Source organism: Brevibacillus sp. HB1.1, assembly GCF_013332445.1.
In the GTDB taxonomy this organism is placed as follows: domain Bacteria; phylum Bacillota; class Bacilli; order Brevibacillales; family Brevibacillaceae; genus Brevibacillus; species Brevibacillus porteri.
In genome coordinates this window covers 60,493-71,114 of record NZ_JABMIV010000017.1, presented here as the reverse complement: position 1 = coordinate 71,114, position 10,622 = coordinate 60,493, and the positions used below count along the sequence as shown (strand labels likewise).

9 protein-coding genes are annotated in these 10,622 nt (G+C 48.4%); all 9 read right to left on the bottom strand.

The annotated features are described in order from the left end of the window. Positions 1-108 precede the first annotated feature (108 nt). A complete protein-coding gene (locus HPY27_RS28175) occupies positions 109-894 on the bottom strand; it encodes a 3-hydroxybutyrate dehydrogenase (RefSeq protein WP_371814379.1) in 786 nt (261 codons plus the stop codon). 66 nt (positions 895-960) lie between these two features. After that, the gene (locus HPY27_RS28170) at positions 961-2,343 is read right to left on the bottom strand and encodes a GntP family permease (protein ID WP_017247143.1); all 1,383 of its coding nucleotides are present in this window, start codon (positions 2,341-2,343) and stop codon (positions 961-963) included. 405 nt (positions 2,344-2,748) lie between these two features. After that, entirely contained in the window at positions 2,749-4,119 is a 1,371-nt protein-coding gene (locus tag HPY27_RS28165) for a sigma-54 interaction domain-containing protein (protein WP_017247142.1), read from the bottom strand. 80 nt (positions 4,120-4,199) lie between these two features. Next, the gene (locus tag HPY27_RS28160; RefSeq protein ID WP_174226488.1) at positions 4,200-4,583 is read right to left on the bottom strand and encodes an MmcQ/YjbR family DNA-binding protein; all 384 of its coding nucleotides are present in this window, start codon (positions 4,581-4,583) and stop codon (positions 4,200-4,202) included. 31 nt (positions 4,584-4,614) lie between these two features. Continuing rightward, on the bottom strand, positions 4,615-5,841 hold the full coding sequence (locus HPY27_RS28155; RefSeq protein WP_174226487.1) for an MFS transporter: 1,227 nt from the start codon (positions 5,839-5,841) through the stop codon (positions 4,615-4,617). A 276-nt stretch (positions 5,842-6,117) separates the two neighbouring features. Then, on the bottom strand, positions 6,118-7,458 hold the full coding sequence (locus HPY27_RS28150) for an alpha/beta hydrolase-fold protein (protein WP_174226486.1): 1,341 nt from the start codon (positions 7,456-7,458) through the stop codon (positions 6,118-6,120). A 9-nt stretch (positions 7,459-7,467) separates the two neighbouring features. Further along, positions 7,468-8,487 carry a FecCD family ABC transporter permease gene (locus HPY27_RS28145; protein ID WP_173624324.1) on the bottom strand — a complete coding sequence of 340 codons (1,020 nt, stop codon included), beginning with the start codon at positions 8,485-8,487 and terminating at the stop codon, positions 7,468-7,470. Then, the gene (locus HPY27_RS28140; RefSeq protein WP_017247137.1) at positions 8,480-9,487 is read right to left on the bottom strand and encodes a FecCD family ABC transporter permease; all 1,008 of its coding nucleotides are present in this window, start codon (positions 9,485-9,487) and stop codon (positions 8,480-8,482) included. Before HPY27_RS28140 ends, HPY27_RS28145 begins: the two co-directional genes overlap by 8 nt. Before the next feature lie 18 nt (positions 9,488-9,505). Next, positions 9,506-10,510: an iron-hydroxamate ABC transporter substrate-binding protein gene (locus tag HPY27_RS28135; protein WP_174226485.1), complete on the bottom strand. Its 1,005-nt coding sequence runs from the start codon at positions 10,508-10,510 to the stop codon at positions 9,506-9,508. Positions 10,511-10,622 lie beyond the last annotated feature (112 nt).

Here is a 10,622-nt window from a genome sequence, read left to right as displayed (position 1 = left end):
TAATAATCTATCACATAGAAAAAGAGAATACAAGACCTTTTTTACTAGTTTTTTAAAAAAGATAGCGAAAATGAAAAAGCCCCTATAAAAATAGGGACTTCAACAGGTTTACTGCGCTGTATACCCGCCATCGATGACGACAGCCTGACCCGTGACACCTGACGCTTTCTTGCTAGCTAAAAAGGCAGCGTAGTTCGCTACTTCCTTTACTTGCAGCAGTCGCTTCTGCGGCACGAGCGGGTAGATGACTTCTTCCATCACCTTTTCCAACGGCACATTTCTTGTCTTAGCCAAATCCGCTAATTGGTTTTGTACCAGCGGCGTATCGACATACCCCGGACAAATGGCATTTACCGTAATACCAGCCACTGCCCCTTCCAAGGCTGCAACCTTGGTGAGCCCGATGACCCCGTGCTTGGCACTGTTGTACGCTGCCTTCCCCGCAAAGCCAATCAAGCCGTTAATCGAAGCCATATTGATGATACGGCCATGACCTTGTTGCTTCATAATGGGGAACGCGTGTTTAATCGCAACAAAAGGCGCTGTCAGCATAATACTGAGCATTTGTTCAAATTTTGCAGTCGGAAACTCTTCTATTGGAGAGACAAATTGCAATCCGGCGTTATTCACTAAGATATCGAGTCTGCCAAAAATCTTGACTGTCTGCTGGATGCACGCCTGCACTTGTACCTCGTCAGTAACATTACAACCAAAGCTGATTGCTTCATGCCCTTCCTTTTGCAATTGGGCTGCTGCTGCTTCCGCTGCTTCCCCATTCAAGTCCAGTATGACGACTTTCGCCCCTTCCTCGGCAAACGTCTGGGCAATCTCCAATCCAATTCCGCTCGCAGCCCCTGTTACTACTGCTACCTGCTGCTCCAACAATTTCTCCATACCCTACTATCTCCTCTCCTGTCCCTCATTTTCTCTGTCTATAAACCGGTCGATCTCTGATGAAAATTAGAAAATAGAAACGGCGAATGCCAGAATGAACACGACAGCTGTTTTCAAAACCGTAATCGCGAAAATGTCTTTGTACGATTGACGATGAGTCAAACCAGTAATCGCGAGCAGTGTAATGACCGCTCCGTTGTGCGGCAATGTGTCCATACCACCGGAAGACATTGAGGCAATACGGTGCAGCAACTCAGGGCTGATTCCCGCAGCATTTGCCATCTCTAGGTATTGCTTGCTCATAACCTCCAGCGCGATCGACATACCGCCCGACGCTGAACCTGTCACACCTGCCAGTACGTTTACAGCCAGTGCCTCAGATACCAACGGATGTTCACTTGCGCCCATAATCCAGCCTTGGATGAGCTTGAAGCCCGGCAATGTTTTCACAACGTTTCCGAACCCAACTTCGGAAGCAGTATTGAAGATCGCCAAGAGAGAGCCCATCGCGGCTGCCGTCAAACCACTCGCCAGCTTGTTTTTGACTTGCTTCACATTGATTAAAATTGCGGCAATAATTCCAAGACAGAGCGAAATAATCAGTGACCAAGAAGAGACAACATTTTTCACTTTCTCAATCTTAAATGATTCTTTGAGGATCGCCGGATCGTACCACGTCTCTACTGTCCAAATCCCTCTGCTGAACAAATAGTTACCCACGAGCACTAATGCCAACGGGAGAATCGCGACCCAGATGTTCATGTAGGATTCATTTTTGATCAGCTCTGGCTCGTTCGTATGTCCCTCGCCGTAGCCTTCCCCAGCAGTGACAGCTTGCTTGCGTCTGCGCTCCAGCCATAGCATCCCGCCAACGAAAACCATAATGGCGCCGATCGTTCCAAGAACAGGTGCAGCATAAGCATCCGTACCGAAATAAGTCGTAGGAATGATGTTTTGAATTTGTGGTGTACCTGGCAAAGCGTCCATTGTATACGTAAAAGCACCGAGCGCAATCGTTCCTGGAATGAGACGCTTCGGAATATTGGCTTCACGGAAAATCGCAGCGGCAAACGGATACACCGCAAATGCCACAACGAACAGGGAAACCCCGCCATACGTCAAAATCGAACAAGCCAAAACGACAGCCAAGATCGCACGATTGGAGCCGAGTGCCTTCACAATCGTGTGGGCAATGGACGAGGCAGCACCGCTCAACTCCATGACTTTTCCAAAAATGGCACCCAGTAAGAAAATAGGGAAGAATGATTTCACATAGTTTGCTGCATTCGTCATAAAGGTTTCGGTGTAGCTCGGCAGTAGAGAGATCCCGGAAAGGACAACGGCCAGCAGCGTAAAAATAGGGGCAAATACGATAACAGGATAGCCCCGATACGCAAAAAACATCAGGAGACCGAGCGAAATCAAGATGGATAACACTTCGATGATCATATAATTCTCCTTTCAATTTTCTCCTCCGCTTACAGAGGAAATGGTGTGTATTCACGTGAAGAAAACGCTTTCATATCCAACTCAATTGCATGGACCATGCCAACTCCAGCCGATTCCAGAAAAATCGTTCAACCATACCCGTTCATCGTGCCTCGACTGTTTGCAAGCAGATGATAGCGCTTGCAGTTTTTCCGGATTTCCGGAATTTTTTGTCCGGTTTTATGGAATCTAGCAAAAATCAGCCCACCTTTTAGGGAATCTGGTCAAGGAAGGCTACTGGGCTAAAGCGGGAGGCCACCTTGCTCTATTCCAGAAAACCGGAATCTACCAAAACGTTATTCCTACAGATGAAAAAAGCCGCGAACCTGGTTCAACACCACATCCCCGACTTATACGCGCCTCGTACTATTGGTACTTCTCCCACTTTTCGTAGAAGCTGGACTTGCTGATTTGCAACAGCTTGGCGGCGGTAAGCTTGTTCCCCCCTGCTTGCTGCATCGCTTGTCGAAGTGCTTCCTGCTCAGCCTCTTCTATAACTTGTTTCAATGGTCGAACGGTATGAGTTGGAACCGATAAGAACGCGAGTGACCCTTCGTCCGATACAGGCAGCCAAATATGCTCCTTTTTCAGGACATCGTCTTCCATTAGATGCAGGGCTCGCTCCAGCACGTTTTTCAACTCTCGTACATTGCCTGGCCAGGAGTAGCCACGAAGTACGTTCCATACCTCTTCATCAATGGCCCTGACCGCTACACCAGTGGACTCGCCAAGCTGTTTGAGCAGATTCGAAACCAGCTCCGGCAAATCCTCCAGACGCTCTCGCAACGGAGGGATCGAGAGTGACACGACATTCAACCGATAATAGAGATCCGCCCGAAACTTCCCTTCCTTGATGCTTTGAAGCATGTCCGAATTCGTGGAAGCGATCACCCGCACATCGATTGGCGTCGTCCGTACAGCCCCTACTCGCTCGACTTCTTTTTCCTGCAACACGCGCAACAACTTGGCTTGCAGCGGCAACGGCATGTCCCCGATCTCATCCAACAGAATGGTTCCGTGGTTAGCCAGCTCGAACTTTCCCTTTTTTCCGCGGCGAACAGCTCCGGTAAACGCACCTTCTTCATAGCCAAACAGCTCTGATTCTAGCAAAGAATCCGGAATAGCGGCACAATTCACCCGAATGAAAGGACCCATTTTGCGCTTGCTCTCGGCATGAATAGCGTGAGCAAACAGCTCCTTGCCTGTCCCGCTTTCACCTGTGATGAGCACAGTCGAATCGCTTTTCGCAACTTTCTGAGAAAATTTTTTAAGCTCCTGCAGCTTCTGGCTGTACCCGACGATTTGATCAAAATGATAGGTAGCCCCCATTCGCCGCCGCAGCTCTTTCTTATAATAGGTCAATTCGTCCTTCAGCTGAGCAACCATCGCAGCCAAGGCAGTGAGCTCCTGCACATCCTGGAACAGCACCGTTCCCAGAACGGCAATCACTTTCCCTTCGTCCATAATCGGTATGCGATGCGCAATCATGTTCTGTCCTTTTATTTGCTGAATGTCGGCGATCTCGGCAACACCTTCCTGACCGACAATATGCATCCTCGTGTTTTCGATGACATCCGTCACTGGCTGTCCGATCACGTCCTGTACATTCAGAAATTCTCGATAACTCCGATTCAATAAGAGTATTTTTCCGTCCTTGTCCGTTACGATCATTGGTTCATGGGCATTTTCAAAAACGACCTCAAGCAATTTGCTCATCTGCTGGAGATTCCAATCCAAAACCGGCTCCCCCTTTGTCTGAATGCTGCTGTGTCGAACGTTCGCTCATTACTCGTTACGCCCAAATTATACAGGAACGATCAGAGGAGGTGTTGTAATTGCTTGACCAATCGCTTGGGAGCCGCGCACATATAGCCTTCCCGTATGTAATCCTCGATTTCACCATAGCTAGTCACGTTTTTGTTCAGGATCGAAACCCAGCCGTGATGACCGATGTACGGTGTCTTGTAAAAATGCTCCTGCGTAAGCAAAATCTCTTGGGTCGTCTTCAGCACCTTCACAGAAAAGGAGGGGCCTTCAGTGCCCCCCTCTCCCAAAATGACAAACGGCTTGTCATTTACGCGAAACGATGTATGTCCAAAAGCGTCTACCTGCTCCGTTACTTCTGGCAACCGCATCGCCAGCTCGCGAACAGCAGCTACCATCTTCAAACCTTCTATAGAAGAAATCTGTTCGTGCACCATCTAGTCCAAGCCTCCCTTTGCTACCAAACGCTTATATACCAGTCTGTTCTGTACTTTGCACCACGTTTCCTTCCCTCGTACGATAAAGCGGCAAAATAAAGCTGAGACCAATGATCATCAGGAATGCAGCGATTCCGTATATGACTGCGAGCGGAAGATGCAGCTTCAATACCCCCGTAATACTCATCATGACGACCATAGAGCCTGTAAACAACGGAGTCAGTATTCCATTCACCCGACCGATAAAGGTACTCTCGGTATTTTTAAGCAGCATAGTGTTGATCCCAATTTGAATAGAGGGCAAGAGCAATCCCGCGATGAACTGGGCAACAAGCGTCAGCCACAGATTCGTGGACATCCCGCAAATCGCTACTGCGACCGCATTTCCAAGAAGCCCCATGACCAATAACTTTTGCGGCGGAATCGTTTTGGCAGCTGCCATCGTCATGGCCCCTCCAGCAATCATCCCCACACCTTGGGCGGTAATTAACCATTGCAAGCTTTCTTTCGGCAATTGCAGTTGTTCAGTCACGATAAAAATCCCAAGCGGTTGAATCATTCCCAATGAGAAACCCACAGCCAAAAAGCAAAAGCCAAGCATTGACAATACGCGACTGGAGAACACATAACGAATCCCGCTGACCATCTCCCCAAGCAGTGCCGTTTCTTGCTGCTCTTCTTTCTCGACACGATCTGGCGGCAGCAAATACAGGACACCGGCCGCAGAGAGAAACGCAACCGCAGTGATGACCATAGCAACCTCCATCCCCCATTGCTGGAACACAAACGTACCGATAATCGGACCAAATACCATGAAGATCGCGAAAATAGTCTGATACGCTGACATTCCTACCTGAAGTTGTTCACCAGGTACATGCAGCTTGAACAGCTTCATTCCGGACGGTTGAGAAAACTGAGAAAGAATGGCTGAAATGAGTGTGGCAAAAAAGATGGCCTTCCACGAGCCGTAAACGAAGGTAAGCAGCACTCCGACAACCGATAGAGCACTGAGCACCTCACACCAGACCATCGTTTTTCTCGGTTGCCAGCGATCAGCAAACGTACCAGCAAGAAAGGAAAACAGAAAGATTGGCGCATACTCCGCCACAGAAATCATGGATACAGCGAACGAATCGCCTCCTGTATGATCCATCACATAGAGCAGAATCGCCATGTTACGCACCCATACTCCGATTTGCAGCAGAAATGCTGATAACAAAATAGCCCTCACATAGCGATTTTTCAAAACATTTGACATAAAAAAGCCTCCTTATCCATTGCGATCTGGACAGGAGGCTACGCATATTATCGCCAAAAAGACATAGAAACCCTTAGTGAGTCTAAAAAGGATCTACCATCTATTCGCCAATATGCACATACTACCCCTATCCAAAAACGCATCGTTTTATCCGATTGGTTTTGCGGAAATAGGAGTTAGCAGATCATTGGCTTAATGGTCACCCTTTCTTGTAGAATGACCCAAGGGTACCACAAAAAGTAATTCTGTGACAAGAAAAATTCACTTGATCTTGTCCTATGCTTTTCCGACAAGTGTGATGCGCTCTGCGGCAGGAATTCGCGGCTGAGCGCCAGGGATCGCGGCTGGATAACCGATATGCAAGTTCCCCAGCACTTTTTCTCCTGGTCGAATGCCCATCGCTTCACGGAATTCCGGCTCGTGAATCCATGGGTACGTCTCCCACGTCAGACCGATGCCTTTTTCCCACGCCAGCAAGCTAAAGTTATGAATGACAATACTGGTCGAAGCAAAGTCGTCTTGGCGCGTAATCAAGTTCGGACTTTCTTCCATGATCACCGTCATCAGCATCGGAATCGCCATGATTTTATTGTAAAACTTCTCGCCGACTTCTTTCTTTTTCGCAGGATCAATCTCCCGCTTTTCCTTCATGATCCGCACGGCCTCGGCGATTCTTCTCTTGCCTTCCCCGTACGTCACAATAAAGCGCCACGGCTGTGTCATGTGGTAATTCGGCGCCCATACGGCTGTATCCATCAGCTCTGTAACCAACGCAGGGTCTACCTCACGATCTGTAAAGCGATGAATCGAGCGACGCTCTCTAATCAATTTGGCCAGTTCCATTTCTGTCTCCTCCTTCTTATTCCAAAGCCATTGCAACGCCCCCGGAAATCTGGCGTTTGCACATTCACTCAAATGATCCGCCCCTTCGTCAATGAGCAAGACGAGCTGATCCGCTGTGAAGCCGTTATCAGCCAATATCTGATGCGCTTCTTTTGTCAGCGGGACCATTTGTTTCTGGGTGTTTTGTTTTTTAGCGCCTTCCTTACTGCCAACATCCATGTAGATGCGCAGCCCAGGATGGTACATTTTCTTTTCCCGCATAAACGGAACCATGCCTTCATACCAATACGATCCCGAAATGCTGCCGATTTTCGTGAAAACGTCCGGATATTGGTGCGCAGCATACATCGAGATTAAGCCACCAAGTGAAAATCCGATGATCCCTGTTTTTTCCGGCCGAGGGTCTGTCCTGTACTTGCTGTCGATATACGCCTTACATTCATTGGCGACGTAAGAAAGATACGCATCTCCTTGCCCGCCAAAATCAATGTTGCGCTCAGGCGAGATCGCTTTGGAGAACCAAGGCGTATAGTCATCCCTGCGGTTTCCTGGCTGGATGCCGACGAGAATTAGCTCAGGAATTTTTCCCTCGGCAAACTGATCTTCGATTACATCGAGTGCAGTACTAAACGCAGGATCAAACAAGTCACCGCCATCATGGACATACATGACGGGAAAACGGGACGTACTCTTGTTATAGGATGGCGGCAAATATACGAGCAATGCTCGGTGATGGCATACTTCTGCAAACAATTGTCCCTTCACAATTTGCACGTCCCCTCTTTATTTTTTTCTTCTACTCAGAAGATAGAAGAAATACGGTACACCGATGATCGAAATGACGATACCCACTGGCAGTTCAATGGGTGTGAACACAGTTTTGCCGATAAAGTCAGCTACCACGACCATAAGCATCCCGATTGTCCCTGACAAGGGAAGAACATACCTGTGCTGGATTCCCGCCAAACGCTTCGCAATATGCGGTGCCATCAAGCCGACGAATCCGATGCCTCCCGAAACCGAGACACACGCGCTCACGATCCCGATACTCGACAGCAGGAGAATATTGCGCTCCTTTTCCACGGACACACCCAGATTCTTGACGGACTCCTCACTCAGTTGAAGCAAATCGAGAATATACACCTTGCGCATCAAAACAGGAATGAGGATGACTAGCCATGGCAGCATCCCAGCAATATGCGTCCAGTTGGCACTCCAGATACTTCCCGAGAGCCATACGGTTGCCATTTCAAAATCGTTGGGATTCATTTTTAACGAGAGATACAGTGACACGGCACCCAATCCGGAACCAATGGCGATCCCCACCAGAATCAGTCGTTGTGGGTCTAGCGCTCCGTTACGCCAAGCAAATAGATAAATCAGTCCAGCCGCAAGCAATCCGCCTGTCAAACCGAACAAAGGCATGGCGATGATGGAATACCAGCTCGCATCCATAAATTGTCCACCGAAGAAAAACATAAAGGCGACGATAGCGGCTCCTGCCCCGGCGTTAATACCCAAAATCCCCGGATCAGCCAGCCCGTTACGGGTGATCCCCTGAATGACGGTACCAGCAACTCCTAAGCCAAAGCCGACTAACGCCGCAATAACAATCCGCGGCAGGCGGAAATCGAAAATAACCAAATCGTATTCCGCTACAGGATCAATACGCAATAACGTACGGATGACATCCAACACCGTCATGTCAAATACACCGTTGGTCAGGCTGGTATAAATCGCCAGCAAAATCAAGGCGATGTTGACGAGAAACAGCAAACGAAATTTACCTTTTTGATTAGGCATGCTTTCCCCCTCCTCTCTTGTAAATCAAATAGAGGAAGAACGGAACGCCAATAAATGCCGTCACCACACCGATTGGGGTCTCAAACGGACTGTTCATAAATCGGCTGAGAACGTCAGACAAGGCGAGGAAAATACCGCCCAATAAACCTGCACATGGAATGATCCATCGATAATCGAGACCTACCAAAAAGCGGGTAATATGTGGAATAATCAGCCCGACAAAAGCGATTTTTCCTGCCAACGCAACAGAAATACCCGTCAGAATGACAACAGCAGTCGTTGCCAGCACTTTGACCATCACCGTTCTCTGTCCGAGACCGCGAGATACTTCGTCGCCCAAGGATAAGATCGTAATCGATTTGGACAAAAGAAGTGCGAGGATAATACCGACGATGGCAAAAGGAACTGCTAGCTTCACCAGGCCTGGCTCCAAGAGATGCAGCCTAGCATTGTACCAGAAGCTGACGTTTTGCGAGACTTGAAAATAAGTAGAAATCGCAGCTGAAATGCTGCTCAAAAAGGTACCCGTAATCGTGCCGATGACCGCCATACCCACGGGTGTCAAGCCGTTTGGCAACAGTCGGGAAAAAGCGAGAACCATCGCCACCGCAAATGCTGAACCGATCAAGGACATGGTAATCATCGTGACACTCGTAGCGGATGGAAGGAAAACCATGCACAGCGTAACGGCAAAGACCGAACCGTCAGACACGCCCATAATAGAGGGGGACGCGAGGTAATTCCTCGTCATCCCCTGCATCAACGCTCCTGATATCGCCAGAAATGCTCCGATCATGAGTGCGCCCAAAACCCTCGGCAAGCGAGAGTGCATGACAATTTGATGATCCACATTCCCTTCATCAAAGGCAAAGAGAGCTTGATAAATGGTCCCGGCATCAATCGACTTGGCTCCGTAATGAATGGAGAGCAAGATTGTAAGCAGGATCACCAATGGCGAAACAGCTAGTATGATCATGGAAGTTGCTTTTTTGGATTGCATAGCCTACCTCGCCCACTTTTACTTGGCAGACAATTTTTCAACAGCCGCCTTCAGGAATTGTGTTTTGCTCCAAGCAGTACCGCCTTGTGCGAGAGGATCAACTACGTTTACGTAAACTTTGCCGTTTTTCACTGCATTCACGCTCTTCCAAATCGGGTTGTTCTGCAAATCTTCCAATACGTTCGGCTTGTCTTTATTCTCGTCTGGAGAGAATTGGATGAACAGGTAGTCCGGGTTGATCTGGCTGAATTTCTCCATGGAGATAATTTCTTGTGCCTTCGCCGCTTTTACTTCTTCAGGTGCAGTCAAACCAAGGTCTGCGTACAGAGCTGGGTTGAAGAACACCTTCTCTGGATAGATGTTGATGTTTCCTTGGCGCAGACGAATCACCAATACTTTTTTATCCTTCACGCTGTCTCCCAATTTTGCTTTTGCCGCTTCAATCCCTGATTTATATTCATTGAGTGCTTTCTCTGCCTCAGCTTGCTTGCCAGTCAATTCACCCAACAATTGCAGATTCGCTTCCCAGTTGGTTGAAATGTGAGAAACGGGGAAAGTAGGAGCAATCTTGTTCAGCTTCTCAGCCATTTCTGGTGGAAATTTGCTACTGCCCAAGATCACGTCCGGCTTCAAGGACAAGATGGTTTCCAGGTTCGGTTGGATTTTTTCCCCGATGGATGTGGCTTCGCCTGTAATCGGTGCAAACATCTCCGGGAATTTGCCGCCTACAGAAATCGCGCCTACCGGGTTTACGTTCAGCACAAGTGAATCTTCCATGGACTCCATGCTGCCTACAATGGCGATCCGCTCTGTTTTGCTAGGGACGGTGTATTCTTTATCTAAATATTTAATCGTGCGTGTCTCTGTTTTATTGGCATCATCGGCCGACTTTTCTGCTGTAGCTGTTGTCGCAGGTGCTGCGGTAGGTGCAGTCGTGTTATTCGCTGCTTCTTTTCCTCCGCCGCACGCAGTCAGAGCCAATGTCAACGCTGCAATGCTCAAGCCTAGGTATATCTTTTTCATTCTTGAAAGACCCCTCTCAGAAATGTAAGGTTTCACTCCATACGAGTGATAACGATTATCATTCGTGATTATAAAGCATCCACTCATGCCCGACCATGGACGAAATCCAGAA

Bases quoted from the DNA above. Each gene is read 5' to 3' on its own strand.
- HPY27_RS28175 (WP_371814379.1), bottom strand. From the start codon at position 894: ATGGAGAAATTGTTGGAGCAGCAGGTAGCAGTAGTAACAGGGGCTGCG.
- HPY27_RS28170 (WP_017247143.1), bottom strand. From the start codon at position 2,343: ATGATCATCGAAGTGTTATCCATCTTGATTTCGCTCGGTCTCCTGATG.
- HPY27_RS28160 (WP_174226488.1), bottom strand. From the start codon at position 4,583: ATGGTGCACGAACAGATTTCTTCTATAGAAGGTTTGAAGATGGTAGCT.
- HPY27_RS28155 (WP_174226487.1), bottom strand. From the start codon at position 5,841: ATGTCAAATGTTTTGAAAAATCGCTATGTGAGGGCTATTTTGTTATCA.
- HPY27_RS28145 (WP_173624324.1), bottom strand. From the start codon at position 8,487: ATGCCTAATCAAAAAGGTAAATTTCGTTTGCTGTTTCTCGTCAACATC.
- HPY27_RS28140 (WP_017247137.1), bottom strand. From the start codon at position 9,487: ATGCAATCCAAAAAAGCAACTTCCATGATCATACTAGCTGTTTCGCCA.
- HPY27_RS28135 (WP_174226485.1), bottom strand. From the start codon at position 10,510: ATGAAAAAGATATACCTAGGCTTGAGCATTGCAGCGTTGACATTGGCT.